The 18,607-nt window shown below is 57.7% G+C and carries 21 protein-coding genes; 10 read left to right on the forward strand and 11 right to left on the reverse strand.

Going from position 1 to position 18,607, the window contains the following annotated elements:
• From AC2FND_RS07060 to AC2FND_RS07070, 3 genes are all read right to left on the reverse strand, one after another.
• The coding region (locus AC2FND_RS07060) for a GTP-binding protein (protein ID WP_496768781.1) at positions 1-423 on the reverse strand (423 nt) is incomplete at its 3' end.
• A 112-nt stretch (positions 424-535) separates the two neighbouring features.
• The gene (locus AC2FND_RS07065) at positions 536-1,129 is read right to left on the reverse strand and encodes a hypothetical protein (RefSeq protein ID WP_496768783.1); all 594 of its coding nucleotides are present in this window, start codon (positions 1,127-1,129) and stop codon (positions 536-538) included.
• A gap of 96 nt (positions 1,130-1,225) precedes the next feature.
• Positions 1,226-3,574: a DNA topoisomerase IV subunit A gene (locus AC2FND_RS07070; protein ID WP_496768785.1), complete on the reverse strand. Its 2,349-nt coding sequence runs from the start codon at positions 3,572-3,574 to the stop codon at positions 1,226-1,228.
• A 201-nt stretch (positions 3,575-3,775) separates the two neighbouring features.
• On the opposite strand from AC2FND_RS07070, the gene AC2FND_RS07075 reads away from it, so the two are divergent.
• From AC2FND_RS07075 to AC2FND_RS07100, 6 genes are all read left to right on the forward strand, one after another.
• Complete coding sequence (locus tag AC2FND_RS07075) at positions 3,776-4,405, forward strand: SH3 domain-containing protein (protein ID WP_496768787.1); 630 nt, start codon at positions 3,776-3,778, stop codon at positions 4,403-4,405.
• 69 nt (positions 4,406-4,474) lie between these two features.
• Positions 4,475-5,302: an SDR family NAD(P)-dependent oxidoreductase gene (locus tag AC2FND_RS07080; protein ID WP_496768788.1), complete on the forward strand. Its 828-nt coding sequence runs from the start codon at positions 4,475-4,477 to the stop codon at positions 5,300-5,302.
• Between the two features lie 77 nt (positions 5,303-5,379).
• The gene (locus tag AC2FND_RS07085) at positions 5,380-5,583 is read left to right on the forward strand and encodes a twin transmembrane helix small protein (RefSeq protein WP_209506337.1); all 204 of its coding nucleotides are present in this window, start codon (positions 5,380-5,382) and stop codon (positions 5,581-5,583) included.
• Positions 5,583-6,155, forward strand: coding sequence for a cob(I)yrinic acid a,c-diamide adenosyltransferase (locus tag AC2FND_RS07090; protein WP_209506334.1), 573 nt, complete (start codon positions 5,583-5,585; stop codon positions 6,153-6,155). The genes AC2FND_RS07085 and AC2FND_RS07090 overlap by 1 nt, the downstream gene beginning before the upstream one ends.
• A gap of 199 nt (positions 6,156-6,354) precedes the next feature.
• Positions 6,355-7,113: an electron transfer flavoprotein subunit beta/FixA family protein gene (locus AC2FND_RS07095; RefSeq protein WP_496768790.1), complete on the forward strand. Its 759-nt coding sequence runs from the start codon at positions 6,355-6,357 to the stop codon at positions 7,111-7,113.
• On the forward strand, positions 7,113-8,042 hold the full coding sequence (locus AC2FND_RS07100; RefSeq protein ID WP_480494607.1) for an electron transfer flavoprotein subunit alpha/FixB family protein: 930 nt from the start codon (positions 7,113-7,115) through the stop codon (positions 8,040-8,042). Before AC2FND_RS07095 ends, AC2FND_RS07100 begins: the two co-directional genes overlap by 1 nt.
• A 58-nt stretch (positions 8,043-8,100) precedes the next feature.
• Here the strand turns inward: AC2FND_RS07100 and AC2FND_RS07105 are convergent, their stop codons facing one another.
• Complete coding sequence (locus AC2FND_RS07105; RefSeq protein WP_496768804.1) at positions 8,101-8,904, reverse strand: DUF6473 family protein; 804 nt, start codon at positions 8,902-8,904, stop codon at positions 8,101-8,103.
• Between the two features lie 165 nt (positions 8,905-9,069).
• Here AC2FND_RS07105 and AC2FND_RS07110 point away from each other — a divergent pair, with 165 nt between their 5' ends.
• Entirely contained in the window at positions 9,070-9,945 is an 876-nt protein-coding gene (locus AC2FND_RS07110) for a 3-hydroxybutyryl-CoA dehydrogenase (protein ID WP_496768806.1), read from the forward strand.
• A 47-nt stretch (positions 9,946-9,992) separates the two neighbouring features.
• Here the strand turns inward: AC2FND_RS07110 and AC2FND_RS07115 are convergent, their stop codons facing one another.
• The 7 genes from AC2FND_RS07115 to AC2FND_RS07145 are packed head-to-tail and all read right to left on the reverse strand — an operon-like array spanning position 9,993 to position 15,414.
• Positions 9,993-10,892, reverse strand: a complete 900-nt coding sequence (locus AC2FND_RS07115; RefSeq protein ID WP_209506326.1) for a lysophospholipid acyltransferase family protein — start codon at positions 10,890-10,892, stop codon at positions 9,993-9,995.
• 40 nt (positions 10,893-10,932) lie between these two features.
• Positions 10,933-11,202, reverse strand: a complete 270-nt coding sequence (locus AC2FND_RS07120; RefSeq protein ID WP_209506323.1) for an HPr family phosphocarrier protein — start codon at positions 11,200-11,202, stop codon at positions 10,933-10,935.
• A 16-nt stretch (positions 11,203-11,218) separates the two neighbouring features.
• Complete coding sequence (locus tag AC2FND_RS07125; protein ID WP_209506320.1) at positions 11,219-11,611, reverse strand: PTS sugar transporter subunit IIA; 393 nt, start codon at positions 11,609-11,611, stop codon at positions 11,219-11,221.
• Positions 11,608-12,489 carry an RNase adapter RapZ gene (rapZ, locus tag AC2FND_RS07130; RefSeq protein ID WP_496768809.1) on the reverse strand — a complete coding sequence of 294 codons (882 nt, stop codon included), beginning with the start codon at positions 12,487-12,489 and terminating at the stop codon, positions 11,608-11,610. The genes AC2FND_RS07125 and rapZ overlap by 4 nt, the downstream gene beginning before the upstream one ends.
• The gene (locus AC2FND_RS07135; protein WP_496768811.1) at positions 12,486-12,956 is read right to left on the reverse strand and encodes an HPr kinase/phosphorylase; all 471 of its coding nucleotides are present in this window, start codon (positions 12,954-12,956) and stop codon (positions 12,486-12,488) included. Before AC2FND_RS07135 ends, rapZ begins: the two co-directional genes overlap by 4 nt.
• Before the next feature lie 3 nt (positions 12,957-12,959).
• Positions 12,960-14,678: an ATP-binding protein gene (locus AC2FND_RS07140; protein WP_496768813.1), complete on the reverse strand. Its 1,719-nt coding sequence runs from the start codon at positions 14,676-14,678 to the stop codon at positions 12,960-12,962.
• A 31-nt stretch (positions 14,679-14,709) separates the two neighbouring features.
• On the reverse strand, positions 14,710-15,414 hold the full coding sequence (locus tag AC2FND_RS07145; protein ID WP_209506312.1) for a response regulator transcription factor: 705 nt from the start codon (positions 15,412-15,414) through the stop codon (positions 14,710-14,712).
• Positions 15,415-15,757: 343 nt separating this feature from the next.
• Here AC2FND_RS07145 and AC2FND_RS07150 point away from each other — a divergent pair, with 343 nt between their 5' ends.
• From AC2FND_RS07150 to AC2FND_RS07160, 3 genes are all read left to right on the forward strand, one after another.
• Complete coding sequence (locus AC2FND_RS07150; RefSeq protein WP_496768815.1) at positions 15,758-17,356, forward strand: phosphoenolpyruvate carboxykinase; 1,599 nt, start codon at positions 15,758-15,760, stop codon at positions 17,354-17,356.
• Between the two features lie 281 nt (positions 17,357-17,637).
• Positions 17,638-18,024: a hypothetical protein gene (locus AC2FND_RS07155; protein ID WP_480473858.1), complete on the forward strand. Its 387-nt coding sequence runs from the start codon at positions 17,638-17,640 to the stop codon at positions 18,022-18,024.
• 33 nt (positions 18,025-18,057) lie between these two features.
• Positions 18,058-18,603 (forward strand): hypothetical protein, encoded by a 546-nt coding sequence (locus AC2FND_RS07160; RefSeq protein WP_267364195.1) that lies wholly within the window; start codon positions 18,058-18,060, stop codon positions 18,601-18,603.
• Positions 18,604-18,607 lie beyond the last annotated feature (4 nt).

Consider the following 18,607-nt stretch of genomic DNA (forward strand, 5'->3'; position numbering starts at 1 on the left):
CAGCTCTTCGTCGTCAACCTGGTCAACTTTGTTCATGAACACGACCATCTTCGGGATGCCAACCTGGCGGCCCAGCAGGATGTGCTCGCGGGTTTGCGGCATCGGGCCGTCTGCTGCGTTCACAACCAGGATCGCGCCGTCCATCTGAGCAGCACCGGTGATCATGTTCTTGACGTAGTCGGCGTGGCCGGGGCAGTCGACATGCGCATAGTGGCGCGCGTCGGTCTCGTATTCCACGTGCGCGGTCGAGATGGTGATGCCGCGGGCTTTCTCTTCCGGCGCACCGTCAATCTGGTCATACGCCTTGAAGTCACCGAAATACTTGGTGATCGCTGCGGTCAGCGTCGTCTTGCCGTGGTCAACGTGCCCAATCGTGCCGATGTTGACGTGCGGCTTATTACGCTCAAACTTTTCCTTTGCCATTCCTCAGGCGCCCTTTTGCGATTTGGGGGACCCTTGGTCCCGGGTTACTATCTGCGCGCGCGAGATATTTGGTTCAAAGGGGAAAATCAAGCACATCCTGAGGGAAATGCGCTTATCCCGCCGGATTTTGCGTAACCTCGGTGGAATCGAGGGGCTGGATCAGGTCTGGCCGTTTTTCGAACCAACCATTCTCTTCATGTTCTTCAGCCAGCCATTCTTCGACCCGGTCGGCAACTTTCAATGACAGACCGGCCATCTGTTCCTCTTTGGTACGCTCATGTCCCGACCCTTTCAGCGCACTGCCTCCGGTCGTGTCTTCCAGCACCTGGAATTGCTTTCCCTTGGCCAGGAACTTTTCTTTCTTCACGTCATAGATGTTGACCAACACAATCGCGGTGCTTTTGGGATTGTAGATGATCGGGATTCCCGGAGGCGCCAGCATGTAGCCTTCCAGGCTGATCCCGATGTCATATTCCTGCGTTCCTTCATAACGGCCCAGACGAATATCGACCGCATTCTGGATGGCCTTCGTCCATTCGTCGGGCGTTGCATCGCGCGACACTGGCCCTTGCACGGCCTTGTCTGCGAAGGCGTAGTTGACCCGCAGCTTGAATTCCCCCAACGACTCGGGTGGTTCATAAACCTGTGTCTGAGTGCAAGCGCCCAGCAGGGCCAGTCCGGTGATCAGCGTCACAATGCGCAACATGTCTCGTCTCGATAGGCCTGTTTTTCTTTGGTCTAGCGCACCGATACGGGTTGTGCCAAGCCGTATCGGTGGATTTCTACCGCAACCGGGGCCGGATCACGAAAACTTATAGTCCTTCGGGAAACCATAGGGTGGCTTTTTCCCTACGCTGGCGCGCTTGGACAGCCATTGAGACATATCTGCCTCATGCCGGGTTTTGTCGCCCCCCATGGACCATTTCAGGCCCTCCTCCCAGTTGAAGGTGGTGATGTCTGACAGACCGCCATCCAGCTCCAGCGTCCCCTGCCGCCCGCGAGCCATATTGTATTTTTGCAAACGCACACCCTTGCCGCGGGTCATTTCGGGCAATTCCTCGGTCGGGAAGACAAGGAACTTGCCGTTCTGCGACACGATTGCAACGTGATCGCCCTCGACCGGTTTGCAGATCACTGCTGTTTCGTCGTCCTTGACGTTCAGCACCTGCTTGCCGTTTCGCGTCTGGGCCAGCACGTCATCTTCGGGCACCATGAACCCGTTGCCCGCATCCGAGGCCACCAGCAGCTTGCGCCCTGGTTTGTGAATCAGGATATCGATGATCCGTGCTTCGTTCGGCAGGTCGACCATGAGGCGCAGCGGCTCGCCCATACCCCGCCCGCCGGGCAGGTTGGCCGCGCTGACAGTGTAGAACCGCCCGTTCGAAGCGAAGACCAGCAACCGGTCGGTCGTTTCCGCATGGAAGATAAAGCGCGGCCCGTCGCCATCCTTGAACTTCAATTCACGGGTCAGGTCGATATGACCGGTCATGGCGCGAATCCAGCCCATCTGAGAACAGACGACCGTGATCGGTTCGCGGTCGATCATCGCCTCAAGCGGCACCTCTTCGACCTCGCCCGCTTCGGCGAACCGCGTGCGGCGCGCGCCGCCTTCGTAATCTTTGCCGAAGGTCTTTTTCGTCTCTTTCAACTGCTCGGCAATCCTGGCCCATTGCAGGCCTTCGTCGGCCAGCAGGTCTTCGAGGTTGGCACGTTCCAGCATCAACTCATCGCGTTCGCGGACCAGCTCCATCTCTTCCAGACGACGCAGGCTGCGTAGGCGCATGTTGAGGATCGCGTCAACCTGAACCTCAGACAACTCGCCCTCACCCGGTCTGGGTGAGACATAGTCGGCCTCGCTGGTGGCGCGGATATGGTCAATCCCCCAATCCTCGCGCATCAGCGCGGCTTTGGGGTCGTCGTCATAGCGGATGATGTCGATCACACGGTCGAGGTTCAGGAAGGCAACGATAAAGCCCTCCAACACTTCCAGCCTGTGGTCGATCTTGGCCATGCGGTGGCGCGAGCGGCGGATCAGCACCTCTTGCCGGTGGTCCAGGAACGCGCGCAGCACTTCCTTCATCGAGCAGACCTTGGGCGTCACCCCGTCGATCAGCACGTTCATGTTCAGGCTGAACCGCACCTCGAGGTCCGAGTTGCGATACAGCATGCCCATCAGCACCTCAGGGTCCACATTCTTGGAGCGCGGCTCGAGGATCAGACGGATGTCATCGGCGGATTCGTCGCGCACGTCTGCCAAGATCGGGATTTTCTTGGTCTGGATCAGCTCGGCGATCTTCTCGATCAGCTTGGACTTCTGAACCTGATAGGGAATCTCGGTGACGATGATCTGCCACTGACCGCGCCCCAGATCCTCGACCTCGTACTTGCAGCGCAAACGGAACGAACCGCGTCCGGTGCGATAGGCTTGCGCGATATTCTCGGGCGGCTCGACAATCACGCCACCCGTCGGAAAGTCAGGGCCGGGCACATAGTTCAGCAACGTGTCATCGCGCGCGTCCGGTGTCTTGACCAGGTGCAGACATGCATCGCAGAGTTCCGAGATGTTGTGCGGTGGGATATTCGTCGCCATCCCCACCGCGATACCACTTGCGCCATTGGCCAGCAGATTCGGGAACTGTGCGGGCAGCACGACCGGTTCGGTCAGCGTGCCATCATAGTTGTCGCGGAAATCAACGGCGTCTTCGTTCAACCCTTCCAACAGCGCTTCGGCCACGATGGTCATCCGCGCCTCAGTATAGCGCGAGGCTGCCGGGTTATCGCCGTCGATATTGCCAAAGTTCCCCTGCCCGTCGACCAGCGGATAGCGGACGTTGAAATCCTGCGCCAGACGCGCCATCGCGTCATAGATCGCGGCGTCGCCATGCGGGTGATAGTTACCCATCACATCGCCCGAGATCTTCGCGGACTTCCGGAACCCACCCGTTGCGCTCAGCCGCAGCTCGCGCATCGCATAGAGGATTCGGCGGTGAACCGGCTTCAACCCGTCCCGCGCATCGGGTAGCGCCCGGTGCATGATGGTGGACAGCGCATAGGTCAGATACCGCTCACCAATCGCGCGGCGCAGCGGTTCCGCCACCTCGCCCCCACCTGCAGGGGCCTCCATGTTGGGGTCATCGATCGTATCGTTCATATATGATGTGATACGACGCAAGTGCGCCTTGGTAAAGCGAGCAGCACATAAATTGCTGGGGAAAAGTCGCGCTTTTTGCAACAGGGGGAGACACCATGTTGTTTTCCCCCATTTTTCGACTCGCCCCCCGAAATATGCTAAGCTTTCATCAATTGAGATACTGCCATTTGTTGATGTTACGATTGCCTTGGGGGATGCGCCATGACGCGCCTGATACTTGTTACCTTTGCCGCGCTCGGCTGGACCTTTTACGTGATGAGCGGCGGCCCTGATTTTGAACCGCGCGGCGTGCGCCCTGCCAAACCAGAACGCGTGGCTGTCGTGGCCGAACCGGTTGCCCCGGTCGTTGAACCTGCACCTGTCGAAGATTTGGTCACCCGTGCTGCGGTCAAACCCGCTCTGGTGGCTCCACCTGTTGCCGAGGCGGTAACCCAGTTGGGTAAGACCGAAACAAAGGCCCTCCTCTCGCAGGTCGCGGCTGGCTTGAAGGCCAATCCCTCGCTGTTCCAGGACGAAAGCGTGACCCTGACCCTGGCATCATTGGAACAGGGCGTAAGCGCGCTGGAGCAGGTGGTCACCGACGCCGAGCTGCCCACAGTCGAACTGCCCACGCCTGCCGAGGCCCCGAAGGACATCCGCGAAATCTCGGGCACCCGGGTTAATCTGCGCGATGGGCCCGGTACAATCTATCCCATCATTGGCAAGGCCGCGCTTGGCCAACAGGTCGAGGTCCTGAGCGATTCCGGCACTGGCTGGTTACGCCTGCGCGTGTTGCCCGCGCAACAGGTCGGGTGGATTTCAGCATCACTTGTCCGGAAAACATCAAACTGACGCCCGGACGTCATTGCCCTGCCGCAAACCCCACCCTAGCTTTTGGTGGGGTTCAGCTTCGGAAGGCACATGCAGAAATCGATTCTTATTACGGGATGCTCGTCGGGCATTGGTCTGGACGCAGCACACGGAATGCGTGCGCGAGGCTGGCGTGTGTTTGCATCCTGCCGACAGCAGCGCGACTGTGACCGCCTGCGCGCGCAGGGGTTTGAAAGCCCAAGAATCGACTATACCGACAGCGACAGCATTTCCTCGGGATTGTCATATGTACTTGAGGAAACGGGCGGAACTTTGGACGCGCTGTTCAACAACGGTGCGCACGGGCTGCCCGGTGCGGTTGAAGACGTCCCGACAGACGCTCTGCGTCATATCTTTGAAACCAATGTCTTTGGATGGCACGAGCTGACCAGACAGGTTATTCCCGTCATGCGCGAGCAGGGCCACGGCCGGATCGTGCAATGTTCCTCGGTACTTGGTCTTGTCGCCTTCCCCTGGCGCGGCGCATATGTCGCCACCAAATACGCCATCGAAGGACTGACCGACACCTTGCGGCTGGAGCTGCGGGATACAGACATTCAGGTCGTTTTGATCGAGCCCGGCCCGATCACCTCAAAGCTCAGGGAAAAGGCAATCCCCGTGTTCGAAAAATACATCGACTGGGAAAACTCGGCCCTGCGGGAAAAATACGAAGGTTCGCTGCTGAAGCGGCTATATGAAAACAGCGCGCCCGACCGGTTCGAACTGCCAGCCTCTGCCGTCACCGACAAGCTGGCCCATGCGGTCGAGGCGCGACGCCCAAAACCACGCTACTATGTGACCACCCCGACATATGTCGCTGGGGTTCTGCGCCGAATTCTGCCCACAAAAGCCACGGACCGCATCCTTTCGGATATCTGAGACGTTATTTCCCGTTCGCTTTTCGACGCCTTGACGCTAGATGGTTGATAATCGAAAAAACCGGACGGTGACTTTAAATGGACCCTTTAATGGTCATTCTGCTTCTGGCCATGGCGGCGGTTGTCGTTGTGTTAGCCCTGGGCATCGCGAATTTCGGCAAGAGCGGCATGGAAGCAGCAAAGAAAAGCAACAAGATGATGCGTCTGCGTATCCTCTTTCAGTTCATCGCCGTTATTTTGATCGTGCTATACGTCTATCTACGCGGGCAAGGGGTGCAGTAATGGTTGTCCTGAACAAAATCTACACGCGCACGGGCGACGATGGCAAAACCGCTCTGGGCAATGGCGAGCGTGTGGCAAAGTATTCGGGTCGCGTTGCCGCCTATGGAACAGTGGACGAGCTGAACTCTTTTGTTGGCGTGGCCCGCACCGAGGCTGAAGGCGAAGTCGATGCCGCCTTGTCGCGGATTCAGAACGACCTGTTTGATCTTGGCGCAGATTTCTGCCGCCCTGAAATGGAGAAGGATGCCGAAGCGGACTATCCACCGCTGCGAATCGTATCCGCTCAGATCGACCGGCTGGAAGCCGAAATTGACACCATGAACGAAACACTGGAACCGCTGCGCAGCTTCATCCTGCCGGGCGGTTCGCGGCTGGCCGCGCATTTGCACGTGTGCCGCACTGTATCTCGTCGCGCCGAGCGGTTGGCGGTCGAGTTGACAAATATGGAACCGGTTAACGACGTGGCCGTCAAATACCTCAACCGGCTAAGTGATTGGTTTTTCGTCGCGGCCCGGTGCGCAAATAACGATGGCAAGGACGACGTGCTGTGGGTTCCTGGCGCAAACCGCTGAATTTTTCCCTGAAAACAGGCCCAGTTCGGGCAACAATCTTGCGTGCCTCAAGGTAAAAAACTGCAAAACGCGACGTCCCGACGCGACGACGTGACGATTTTGCTCTGTTTTGCGGGTGCAGCAGACGTTATCAAGTCCGACGAGAGCATTGGTGGAGTCGCCTTCGCGGCTTGCCGTTTTTTGAGGAGAAAGCGCTACAATGAAGGTACTGGTACCTGTCAAACGCGTGATTGACTACAATGTGAAGGTCCGCGTGAAAGCGGACGGTAGCGGTGTTGATCTCGCCAATGTCAAAATGTCGATGAACCCGTTCGACGAGATTGCGGTTGAAGAGGCCATTCGCCTGAAAGAGGCTGGCAAGGCAGACGAAGTTGTTGCCGTTTCAATTGGTGTGAAGCAGGCGCAAGAGACGCTGCGGACCGCTCTGGCCATGGGTGCCGACCGCGCGATTCTGGTTGTTGCGACGGATGATGTGCACACCGATATCGAGCCGCTGGCAGTTGCCAAGATCCTGGCCAAAGTGGTCGAGGAAGAGCAGCCGGGCATCGTTCTGGCGGGCAAGCAGGCGATCGACAACGACATGAACGCCACCGGTCAGATGCTGTCGGCCCTGTTGGGCTGGTCGCAGGGCACCTTTGCCTCGGAACTGGATATCGAAGGCGACAGTGCCAAGATCACCCGCGAGGTGGATGGCGGGTTGCAGACCATCAGCGTCAAGATGCCGACCATCGTGACCGTTGACCTGCGCCTGAACGAGCCGCGCTATGCGTCGCTGCCCAACATCATGAAGGCGAAGAAAAAGCCGCTGGATGAGAAAACCGCCGCCGATTACGGCGTCGACGTCACGCCGCGCCTGGAAATCGTCAAGACAGAAGAACCGCCGGCACGTGCCGCAGGTATCATCGTTGGCTCGGTGGATGAGCTGGTCGAGAAACTCAAAGAAGTGGGGGCTGTGTAATGGCTGTACTTCTGCTTGCCGAAGTCAACAATGGCGAACTGGCGCTGGACGCCACTGCCAAGGCAGTAAACGCTGCCAAGGTGCTGGGTGACGTGACCGTTCTGGCCGCAGGTGGCTCGGCCGCCGCTGCCGGCGAGGCTGCCGCCAAGATCGACGGCGTGTCCAAGGTGCTGGTTGCCGAAGACGCATCGCTGGGTCATCGCCTGGCGGAATCGACCGCCGCGCTGATCGTGGGTCTGGCCGATGGGTACGAGCATATCGTGGCCCCCGCGACCACCGACGCCAAGAACGTGATGCCGCGCGTCGCAGCCCTGCTGGACGTGATGGTGATCTCGGATGCCTCGGGCGTGGTCGATGGCTCGACGTTTGAGCGCCCGATCTATGCGGGCAACGCGATCCAGACCGTGAAGTCGAACGACGCCAAGAAGGTCGTCACCATCCGCACAGCGTCCTTCGACGCGGCGGGGACCGGCGGCTCGGCTGCGGTCGAGACCGTCTCGGTCGGCGACAATCCCGGCCTTTCGTCGTGGGTCGAAGACAAGGTGGCCGCAAGTGACCGTCCGGAACTGACCTCGGCTGGCGTTGTTGTCTCGGGCGGCCGTGGTGTCGGCTCGGAAGAAGACTTCAAGCTGATTGAAGCTCTGGCTGACAAGCTGGGTGCTGCGGTTGGCGCGTCGCGCGCCGCTGTGGACTCGGGCTATGCCCCGAACGACTGGCAAGTGGGTCAGACCGGCAAGGTTGTTGCCCCCGATCTTTATGTCGCCGTCGGCATCTCGGGCGCGATCCAGCACCTTGCGGGCATGAAGGACTCAAAGGTCATCGTTGCGATCAACAAGGACGAAGAAGCACCGATCTTCCAGGTCGCCGACTTCGGACTGGTCGCCGACCTGTTCCAGGCGGTCCCGGAACTGACCGAAAAGCTCGGCTGAACGCAGCCCGGGGCCTTAGCCCCACAATCACCAAAGGCTCGCCAACCGGCGGGCCTTTTTAATTCAATTCTCTCAAAGCCGCCTCAAGCTTCAAAGCAATCTCCCTGTGCGCGGAGGGGCCGAGCATATGCTCGGCCACAGGCTGTTGCAGCGTCCCGAACAACACGTCCTCGATCTCGTCTGACAAGGAGGACACACTGACCGTGCATTCCACTACATCGGCACACAACGGTCGAACCTGTTCGATCATGTCAGCATCGGGCAGGACAAGGTCGCGATGCCGGTCCTCCTGTCGCTGTATGTGCAACCAGAGAAGAACAACCCGTGGCTTGATCCGTCGCACCAGCTCGGATGTGTTGCGCAACCAAGTCACTCGCAACTCCTGCGCCACAACCTCAAAACGCGCGTCCTTTATGGCCCGCAACCTCTCCAGTAAATGCCTGACAAAGTGGATTTCCGTGAAATCGACCTCAGGATAAAGGTCCTGCAAGTCGCACGAGGGTTCAAGAAACCGATCATTCCGACGCGAATGCACGCGATAAAACCTGTTCGACTGGTACGGCACGTCCAGCACTTGCAGCACACAAAGGTCTGATCCATTGACATGATTTAAGACCCCCGGATCAGCAAGCAACGCATCAGCCCCACAAAAAAGACTGCCAAAATTGATACAAGGTTGCGGCAATCTTTTGGCAAGCAATGCCGGGTACGGATAATCCACGAATCGGCCAAACGTCTCTTCTCCACCCAGACAGGCCACATAAGGCGTCTCAAGATTTCCGTGCGGCGCCCGAAACCAAAGGTTTGATCCTGCATATTGGCACGCGGCCTCTGTGCCGTCGCTTACCCGATGAAAGCTCATACCAAGCCCCCCAAATTTTTCACCCAATTGCCAATTTGCGGCCTTAGGTATTGAGATTCTCCTAATGCGCGCATTTGAAGCAAAATTGACCGGTTCGATCCCCTTGCCGCCCGCCCCGGTCTGCCGATACTGTCCCGGTATCCTCCAGGGCAAAGGCAGCTGAACATGGAAGTTAAATCGGTCGGGGTGATTGGTGCGGGTCAGATGGGCAACGGCATTGCTCATGTTCTGGCTTTGGCGGAATACGATGTCTTGCTGAATGATGTCAGTCAGGATGCGTTGAACAGCGCAATGGCCACGATCGAAGGCAACATGGCGCGTCAGGCGTCGCGCGGCAAGATCACTGAAGATGCGATGCAGGCAGCCCTGAAGCGTATTACAACCACCCTTGAATTGCCGCAGCTGGGGCAGACAGATCTGGTGATCGAGGCCGCGACCGAGCGGGAAACGGTCAAACAGGCCATTTTCGAAGATCTGCAACCTCACCTTCTGCCGCATACGATCCTGACGTCGAATACGTCGTCCATTTCCATCACGCGTCTGGCCAGCCGCACGGACCGGCCCGAACGTTTTATGGGTTTCCACTTCATGAACCCGGTTCCAATCATGCAATTGGTGGAACTGATCCGCGGTATCGCAACGGATGAGGAAACCTTCAAAGCCTGTAAGGCAGTAGTGGACCGGTTGGGCAAAACAGCTGCCAGCGCCGAAGATTTCCCGGCTTTCATCGTTAACCGCATCCTGATGCCGATGATCAACGAAGCCGTTTATACGCTGTATGAAGGTGTCGGAAGCGTCCAATCCATTGATCAATCGATGAAGCTGGGCGCGAATCATCCAATGGGGCCGCTGGAATTGGCGGATTTCATCGGGCTGGACACATGTCTTGCCATCATGAACGTCTTGCATGATGGTCTGGCTGATACCAAGTATCGCCCCTGCCCGCTTTTGACCAAATACGTCGAGGCAGGATGGCTGGGGCGCAAGACGCAACGCGGTTTCTATGACTATCGCGGCGAGGTGCCAGTTCCGACCCGCTAACAAAACCGACCTTGCCAAGCACGGTGTCGGTCAGATGAAGACACGGGTCAGGATTGGCCTGACTTGCCCAGCGACATTGTATGGTTTCTGAGCCACGTCATGAAACCACGCGGGTCACGCTCCAACTGTTCCATGTCCTGATCCGAGATCGGATTGCCAATGACCGGCGATTGCGGTTTTTTGCACGAGCGGACGATTTCATGCAGCAACAACCCTTGCCGGAGGATCGGCGACAGCTTGTTTGCAATCTGATACCAGCGCGAGTTGCTGCCGGGAAAGAATATAGGCAGCACGCGCGCACCCGAACGGCGGATCATCTTTGCAGTGAACACATTCCACTCGCGCTCGACCGCGGGGCCGAACCAGTCATCCGAGGACATGACGACGCCGGACGGGAACAGCGCCACGACGCCGCCGTCTTTCAGATGGTCCATCGCCTTGCCACGCATTTCCAGCATCTTGGCCTGCGCCTCGGGGTCATGCGGAAACGGAACCGGGATCATGAAAGACGTCGCTGCCTCATCAAGACCCGTCAGGACCGAGCGGGTCAGAATGCGATAATCACTGCGGACCCGCCCGATCAACTCGGCCAGAATCATACCGTCCACCATCCCGTGAGGGTGGTTGGCAACGACAACCACGGGGCCGGTTTTTGGGATACGGGCGATCTGTTCTTGCGGTGTGGTCAGGTCAATCCCCATCACCTCAAGCGCGCCACCCCAGAACCGCTGCCCCCGGTAAAGTTCGTTCTTTTTCTCGAATTTATTAACCATCCGCAGAATGGTCAGCTTGCCCGTACACCATTCGATTGCGCGAATGGCCGTCGAAGTCCAGGCATCGTCGAAAGAGTTCGCATAGGTCAGAGTTCTACGATCGTAGATCTCGCCCTGATCTGCGGTCCCATCCACCACCGGGCTTGTCTTGGTCTCGTGCGTCGTTTCCGCCAATTCCTGGCCTTCCCGTTCTTTCTGTCCTGGCGAGGGCGGCTTAGAACCCCTCTCCGAACTTGTCGTTCACAAGCGCTTCCAGAGCTTCTGCCAATGCTTCAGCATCCGGTCCGGAGGTCTCGACGTCAATAGTTGTTCCGCGTGATGCTGCCAACATCAAAAGGCCCATAATACTGTCGCCTGACGCAGAAATCCCGTCCTTCGACACCTCGGCATGCGCATCGAAACCTTCCACTACCTCAACCAGCTTCGCCGAAGCGCGGGCATGCAGACCTTTTTCATTTATTATTTTCAGGCTTCGAGTGGTCATATTCATCAATCCGATTTTAGTCCAATGTCACATTTTGCGCATTGATGTATTTCCGTCCAGCTTCCATTGCCTGACGAACAGCATCACCAACGGGTAAGTGGCGGCTTTTGGCCAATTTAATGAGCATTGGCAGGTTTGCCCCATACAATATCCGCCGATCCTGAGGGGCGCAGGCCCGCAGGCTCAGATTTGAAGGGCTGCCGCCGAACAGGTCGGTTACAACAACAACACCGTCGCCCATATCCACTTCGTCAGCCGCACGACAGATTTCCGCCTGTTTTTCATCCCTGTCGTGGTCGGGTTCGATCGCAATGGCCACAAGGCCGGGCTGCGGTCCGACCACATGCTGTGTGGCGGCCAGGTATTCCTGGGCCAAACCGCCATGCGCAACGATCACTATTCCGATCAATCCGACCTCACACTCAACGACCGACGTTCCATCTCGCGATGCCTAATTGCCACCTGCTGCCCGTCCTCTGCAAGGGCCTTTGCAACAGCTTCCGCCATTGCGACGGATCTGTGTTGCCCACCCGTGCATCCGAAAGCTACCGACAGATGTGCTTTTCCTTCGGCCCGAAAGGCCGGCAGCAACAAGGTTAGCAAATCCATCACCCGTCCAAGAAAGGGTTCGTAATTCTTATCCGATTGGACATAGCGCGCAACGTCCGAGTGTCGCCCATCCGCCGCCCGCAACTCGGGGCGCCAATAGGGGTTTGCCAGAAACCGGCAATCAAAGACCATGTCCAACCCGCGGGGAAGGCCCCGCTTGTACGAAAACGACTCGATTGAAACTGCCAGATGTCGCCCCCCTTGAGGCGCAAACCAGTTTTCAACTTCTTCCCGCAGCTGATGCACGTTCAGTTGGCTTGTATCGATCAGGGTATCTGCAATTTCGCGTATGGGGGCCAACAGCTCTTTTTCGCGCTGAACACCGGTCTCAGGGCTGGCATCTTTGGCGACGGGATGCCGCCTGCGGGTTTCCGAGAACCGGCGCACCAATACGTCGTCGCTGCAATCCAGATACAGAACGGTCAAATCCACCCACGCCATGCGGCCCAGGCTTTCGGCCAGTTCGATAAACCCTATTGTCGAGAAATCGCGATTGCGGGCGTCAATGCCCAGTGCCATTGGGCGGTCGCTGTCCGCGCTGTCCAGCAGGCGCAGCAGCAGGCCCATCGGCAGATTGTCGATGGCCTCAAAACCCAAGTCTTCCAGTACATGAATGGCTGTGGATCTTCCGGCCCCTGAAGGGCCTGTTACCAGCACGATCCGCCGTTGCTCTGTCATTTGTTCGGCCATTCCGGGTGTACACGCCCATTCTTCAGAAGCTGCATCAACGCTGCGGCCAAGTTGGGCACGCCCGCCCCACGAAGCAAGGGAACAGTTTGCCCCAGCAACATGATTGTCGCCTCGGCGGGCAATCTCTGTGGTTCATTTTGATCCAGATCCACAACATAGTCCAACGAAACCGGCGCGAATACATCCGCTTTGATCAAACCAATGTGACGGGCCTCAATCAAACCCTGTATCTGCGGCACGGCAGCGGCAATGACCTGATTGTCCCGCCTTGACAGGTCGACCTGATCATCCGCGACCAGACCCGCCCCATAGGCCATCATCTGCAATGCTAGAGCCGATTTTCCCGCGCCCGAAGCACCGACAATCAACAGCCCGCGCCCGGCCACTGTTACGCATGAAGCGTGCACACAAGCGATGTCCCGGTCTTTGGCGTCTGACAGAGAACCTGCTTGCATGAGTTATACAGGTAACCCCACTACAAAGCGTGCCCCTAGCGGGTCTGATGTAATATCCGCTTCGGTCGGGCGGATATTCTCAGCCCAGATTACGCCGCCATGGGCTTCGACAATCTGTTTCGAGATGGCCAGACCAAGCCCCGAATTGTTACCGAAGTGCTCTGCCGGGCGTTGCGAATAGAAACGCTTGAACACTTTGGTCAACGCCTGTTCCGGAATACCCGGCCCGGTGTCTTCGACCACGACAAGAACACGGTTGTCTCGCTGACGTACCCAGACGCGGATGGCATCACTTTCTTCACAGAAGGAAATGGCATTGGTGATCAGATTGACGAACACCTGCGCCAGCCGTGCCTCAAGCCCGTTGATGACAATCGGTTCGGATGGCAGATCGGTGATATAGTCGACCCCCTTGGACCGCGCGTCTTCACCCAGATATTGACCGATATTGCCAATCAGCTTGAGCAGATCAAAGGGTTGTTCTTCTTCCTTAACCAGTTCCGCATCAAGACGTGACGCGTTCGAGATGTCGCTGACCAGCCGATCCAGGCGCCGAACGTCATGTTCGATTACACCCAGCAGCTTGTCGCGCTGATCATCGCGCTTGACCATGCGAAGTGTGCCAACAGCAGATTGCAGGCTGGCCAGGGGGTTCTTGATTTCATGGGCGACATCAGCGGCGAACTGTTCGTTTGCGTCAATCCGATTATACAGAGCAGTCACCATGCCCCGCAGAGCGCGGCTGAGGCGACCGATTTCATCCGGACGGGCGCTAAGATCAGGTATGCGAATGCGCCCCGGATTGACCCCTGTGCCCCGATCCTTACCCATTTCCGCCGCTGCGGCCAGGTCTGCCAACGGGTTGGCGATGGTCGAAGCCAGCACAAGGCTCAGGCCCACCGAAACCAGCAAAGCCACCACGAACATTTGCAGAATGCGCTCCTGCTCGCGGCGGGCCAGTGCGTCGATCTCACCGGCAGGGCCTGTGATGGCAACTGCTCCGGCAGGGGTATCCTGGTAAAGGATCGGCGCAGCCGCAACTATAACGGTCTCACCTGCGGCGTCCTGAACTGCCTGAACCTGCCTACGGCCTGCAAGCGCCTGCGGAATAATTCCCTGTACCCGCTGCGCCAGCGTTGGCGCCTCGACCTCGGTCGACCAGTTGAGCAGGTTCGACACACCGATCCACACCGCGTTCAGCGTGTCGCTGATCACTGTGCTGCCGGTTTGCAGCTCGGAATTGGTTTGCAGAAGAACCGGCATGGCCGATGCCTGGGGGGCGCCGCGTGTCCAGCCAATCAGGGTGCCACTGGCGTCATAAACAAAGACTTCCCCGCCTTCAGGAAGTGTCAATCCAGACAGCGTATCTCTGACGTCGAGGTTACCGGCATCCTGCGCCGTGTGCGCCGCACCCTGCCGCAGTTGGGTTTCAAAGACGTTGCTGACCAGCTGCGCATCGCCAAGCAGATTGCGCGCCGTTTGCTGAACCGTCTCTTTCCGCGAATCGTCCAGATACAGCAACCCCGTAACCAGGATCACCAGTGCGATCAGGTTAAAGGTGATGATCTTGCGCGCCAAAGGCGAGCCTCGCAGAGAAAACAGGTTTCTCTGGGACCGCTTTTCCCTCAGTTCCGCTGACTCGGAATCGTCGGGAATGACCCAGTCATCCCCTAGAACGACGTCACCGTCACGTAGTTCGCTGGCTGCTTCGGTGTCGCGCACGAGAGCCCATTACCCCTTGTTGGCGTCGCGCCTATTCTTCGTTGTACCTATAACCGATACCATAAAGGGTTTCGATCGCCGAAAACTCGGGATCAGCCGCGCGCATCTTCTTGCGCAGACGCTTGATGTGGCTGTCGATCGTCCGGTCATCCACATAAACCTGATCATCATAGGCCACATCCATCAGCTGGTCGCGGCTTTTGACGAAACCCGGACGCTGGGCCAGTGCCTGAAGAAGCAGGAATTCGGTCACGGTCAGGGATACATCATTCCCTTTCCAGCTGACCGCATGGCGCAGCGGGTCCATCCGCAAGTCGCCGCGTTCCATAACCTTTGTGTCGTTGCTATTGGCCGTAATCGCGTCGCCGCTTGTTGCCTCTTGCCGGCGCAGCAGGGCGCGGATGCGCTCAACCAGCAACCGTTGCGAAAAGGGCTTTTTCACATAGTCATCTGCACCCATGCGCAGACCCAGAACCTCGTCTATTTCATCATCTTTCGAGGTCAGAAAGATCACCGGCATCTGCGTTTTCTGACGCAGCCGCTGCAGCAGATCCATGCCATCCATACGCGGCATCTTTATATCGAGCACGGCCATATCCGGCAGCTTTTTGTTGAACGCATCCAACGCGGCCTGGCCATCATTATAAGTTTCAACCTCGAAACCTTCGGCTTCGAGTGTCATGGATACAGACGTCAGAATGTTTCTATCGTCATCCACAAGTGCAATCTTTGACATCGGGCTCACCCCTATTCCTGCTCACTCGCGCAATAATTCGCTTATTTGTAAGGCATTGTTGGCGGTTTTAAGACGCCGAATCAATCCGTAACTGCGAATCGTGCCTTTGTTGCGGCAGGTCTGCGGCAAATTTGCCTTTATGCCCGCAAAAATATGCCCGGTTCTCGGTCATTGAATTTGTGATGGCGCTAAACCCGAACTTGGTTGCGCTAACTGCGTCAAACCCGCCTGTTCATGTCCTGAACGACCGTGGTAAGACGCGCCCAACCGCCGGTTTTCCCGGTACACTGCCCCAAAGGCGCCTCAGGCCCAAAGCCCCGCGCCGCCACAGGAGAAGACACACATGACATCTGGACGGGTTAACCCGCAATTCCGCCTCGAGGATCAGGGCATCGAGGGTCTGGGCAATGTCTATTATAACTTCATGGAACCGGCGCTGATCGAAGAAGCGCTGAAGCGCGGCGAAGGTACACTTGGAAATGGCGGTGCCTTTCTGGTCACCACTGGCAAGTTCACCGGTCGCTCGCCCAAGGACAAGCATGTCGTCAAAACCAGCAGCGTGGCAGACACTATCTGGTGGGAAAACAATGCCGAGATGAGCTCCGAGGGATTTGACGCCCTCTACCAAGACATGCTGGCCCATATGAAAGGCCGCGACTATTTCGTGCAGGACCTCGTCGGTGGTGCCGACCCGACCTACGCGATTAACGTGCGCATGGTGACCGAGCTTGCCTGGCACAGCCTTTTCATCCGTCACCTGCTGCGCCGCCCCGACCGCGAAGATCTGGATGATTTCACGGCTGACTTCACCATCATCAACTGCCCCAGCTTCAAGGCTGACCCGGCCAAGCATAACTGCCGCAGCGAAACAGTGATCGCATTGAACTTCGACCGCAAGCTGATCCTGATCGGCGGCACCGAATATGCGGGCGAGAACAAAAAATCCGTATTCACCCTACTGAACTACATGCTGCCAGAAAAAGGCGTGATGCCGATGCACTGCTCGGCCAATCATGCAGTCGGCAACGCGGTCGACACCGCCGTTTTCTTTGGCTTGTCCGGCACTGGCAAGACAACCCTGTCCGCCGATCCGTCGCGCACGCTGATCGGAGATGACGAGCACGGCTGGTCGGATCGGGGCACCTTCAACTTCGAAGGCGGCTGCTATGCCAAGACCATAAACCTGAACGCCGAGGCCGAGCCGGAGATTTACGCGACCACCTCGAAATTCGGCACCGTGATCGAAAACATGGTCTTTGACCCCGAGACCAAGGAACTGGATTTCGACGACGACTCGCTGACAGCGAACATGCGTTGCGCCTATCCGCTTGAATATATCTCGAACGCCTCGAAAAGCGCGCTGGGTGGGCATCCGAAGAACATCATCATGCTGACCTGCGATGCCTTTGGGGTTCTGCCGCCGATCGCGCGGCTGACGCCTGCACAGGCAATGTATCACTTCCTGTCGGGCTTCACGTCAAAGGTGGCCGGGACCGAGCGTGGCGTAACCGAACCGCAACCCACCTTCTCGACCTGCTTTGGTGCGCCGTTCATGCCGCGTCGCCCGGAAGTCTACGGAAACTTGCTGCGCGACAAGATCGCCCAGCACGGCGCGACCTGCTGGCTGGTCAATACAGGCTGGACCGGTGGCGCCTATGGTGTCGGCAGCCGGATGCCGATCAAGGCCACCCGCGCCTTGCTGACCGCAGCGCTGGATGGTTCGCTGCGCGACGCCGAGTTCCGCAAAGACGCCAATTTCGGCTTTGACGTTCCCGTATCTGTCCCGGGCGTCCCCGAAGTTCTGCTTGACCCGCGTCGGACCTGGGATGATCAGGCCGCATTCGACAAGCAGGCCGAGAAACTGGTGCAGATGTTTGCCGAGAATTTTGAGCAGTATCTGCCGTTCATTGACGACGACATCAAAGCCGTCGCAATCGGATAAACGAAAAAGGGGCCGTCAGGCCCCTTTCTTTTTGCCGATCCGTAGCTTTTTTAGCTGTCCGCCGAATACTCATCTTATAGTTGTATGTCGTTAAAAGCACATACAAGTGCGTTGTTTCAAAGTGCGATCTGCGCTAGGCATATTTACTGTTGAGACGAAAAAGCCCGGCACATTCGCGCCGGGCACTGACTGAAAGGACTTTATGGAAGCTCATATGCGCACACTCACAACGCTGGATTGAGCAACCTAATCAGGCTTCTAGTCTAAGTAAACGGGGATGAGTGTCAACATGGGACTGGCTGGTTGGTATTGCTATCAGTGTGGTTCAAATGGTCGCGGACAGGCGGCGGTTGGCACAGAAAACTACAGGTAACACCATGACGGAAATCTCGAAACTCACCGAACTACGCAAATTGATGCAAAGCATGGAGCGGACGCTTGGGCTGGAAAAACTATCTCCGGTTGAGCGCGACATCTATTACGCTGCGGAAGAGCTTTCAAAATCCACTCAGGAAGTGCGTACGTTCGGTTTGATCGAGCATACTTTGGTCCAAAGCATTTCACGCCCAACTTTTTTCCGCGCGCTGAAATCGCTGGTCGAAAAAGGCTATCTTTCGCAAAGCGGCAGCGCCAACCGCGGGCGGTACATCGTTCATGCCCCCAGATGACGCGCCCCGTGCGCGCACGGTGATGTGATCGCAATGCGCGGCTGGGCGACTGACACCCTTGCGGCTTCACTGGCTTATGTGCTGGCGTCGATACTGACCTTCGCCGTGCTTATGCCAATGCAGAACGTGTTTTTTCCGGAATACCCAAGCCGGGCGAGCCTGCTGTTTTTGCCGCATGGCGTGCGGGTTCTGTCGGCCTGGCTGCTGGGGTGGCGCGCGGTATTTGCGTTGCTGCCGGGTGTGTTCATCGTCTTTGCTTATCTGGCGGGAACGGATGTTTTCCTACCCACCCGCCTGCTGGCAATTGCTGTCGCGGTTCTGACAGTTCCTGCGGTTTTCTATCTGCTCAAGGCTGTCGGATGGGACCTGTTCCCCAACCCGAACCGCAAACCCTGCTGGATTTGCGTTATGGGCGTGGGCATAGCCACATCCATTCTGGTCTCTGGCCTGACCAATCTGGTCTTTGGCAGTGCAACGGTTGAATACATCGCGTTCCTGATCGGCGACATCTCGGGCCTGTTCTTTCTGATGCTGGGTCTCTACTTCGCGTTCCGGTTTGCAGACAGGCGACCGGGCTAGCGCC

This window comes from Ruegeria sp. BHSB056 (assembly GCF_059613305.1).

What these genes read in the sequence shown, in the direction of transcription:
- AC2FND_RS07065 (WP_496768783.1), bottom strand. Translation starts at nt 1,129, where the DNA reads ATGTTGCGCATTGTGACGCTGATCACCGGACTGGCCCTGCTGGGCGCT.
- AC2FND_RS07070 (WP_496768785.1), bottom strand. Translation starts at nt 3,574, where the DNA reads ATGAACGATACGATCGATGACCCCAACATGGAGGCCCCTGCAGGTGGG.
- AC2FND_RS07075 (WP_496768787.1), top strand. Translation starts at nt 3,776, where the DNA reads ATGACGCGCCTGATACTTGTTACCTTTGCCGCGCTCGGCTGGACCTTT.
- AC2FND_RS07080 (WP_496768788.1), top strand. Translation starts at nt 4,475, where the DNA reads ATGCAGAAATCGATTCTTATTACGGGATGCTCGTCGGGCATTGGTCTG.
- AC2FND_RS07085 (WP_209506337.1), top strand. Translation starts at nt 5,380, where the DNA reads ATGGACCCTTTAATGGTCATTCTGCTTCTGGCCATGGCGGCGGTTGTC.
- AC2FND_RS07090 (WP_209506334.1), top strand. Translation starts at nt 5,583, where the DNA reads ATGGTTGTCCTGAACAAAATCTACACGCGCACGGGCGACGATGGCAAA.
- AC2FND_RS07095 (WP_496768790.1), top strand. Translation starts at nt 6,355, where the DNA reads ATGAAGGTACTGGTACCTGTCAAACGCGTGATTGACTACAATGTGAAG.
- AC2FND_RS07100 (WP_480494607.1), top strand. Translation starts at nt 7,113, where the DNA reads ATGGCTGTACTTCTGCTTGCCGAAGTCAACAATGGCGAACTGGCGCTG.
- AC2FND_RS07105 (WP_496768804.1), bottom strand. Translation starts at nt 8,904, where the DNA reads ATGAGCTTTCATCGGGTAAGCGACGGCACAGAGGCCGCGTGCCAATAT.
- AC2FND_RS07110 (WP_496768806.1), top strand. Translation starts at nt 9,070, where the DNA reads ATGGAAGTTAAATCGGTCGGGGTGATTGGTGCGGGTCAGATGGGCAAC.
- AC2FND_RS07120 (WP_209506323.1), bottom strand. Translation starts at nt 11,202, where the DNA reads ATGACCACTCGAAGCCTGAAAATAATAAATGAAAAAGGTCTGCATGCC.
- rapZ (WP_496768809.1), bottom strand. Translation starts at nt 12,489, where the DNA reads ATGACAGAGCAACGGCGGATCGTGCTGGTAACAGGCCCTTCAGGGGCC.
- AC2FND_RS07135 (WP_496768811.1), bottom strand. Translation starts at nt 12,956, where the DNA reads ATGCAAGCAGGTTCTCTGTCAGACGCCAAAGACCGGGACATCGCTTGT.
- AC2FND_RS07145 (WP_209506312.1), bottom strand. Translation starts at nt 15,414, where the DNA reads ATGTCAAAGATTGCACTTGTGGATGACGATAGAAACATTCTGACGTCT.
- AC2FND_RS07150 (WP_496768815.1), top strand. Translation starts at nt 15,758, where the DNA reads ATGACATCTGGACGGGTTAACCCGCAATTCCGCCTCGAGGATCAGGGC.
- AC2FND_RS07160 (WP_267364195.1), top strand. Translation starts at nt 18,058, where the DNA reads ATGCGCGGCTGGGCGACTGACACCCTTGCGGCTTCACTGGCTTATGTG.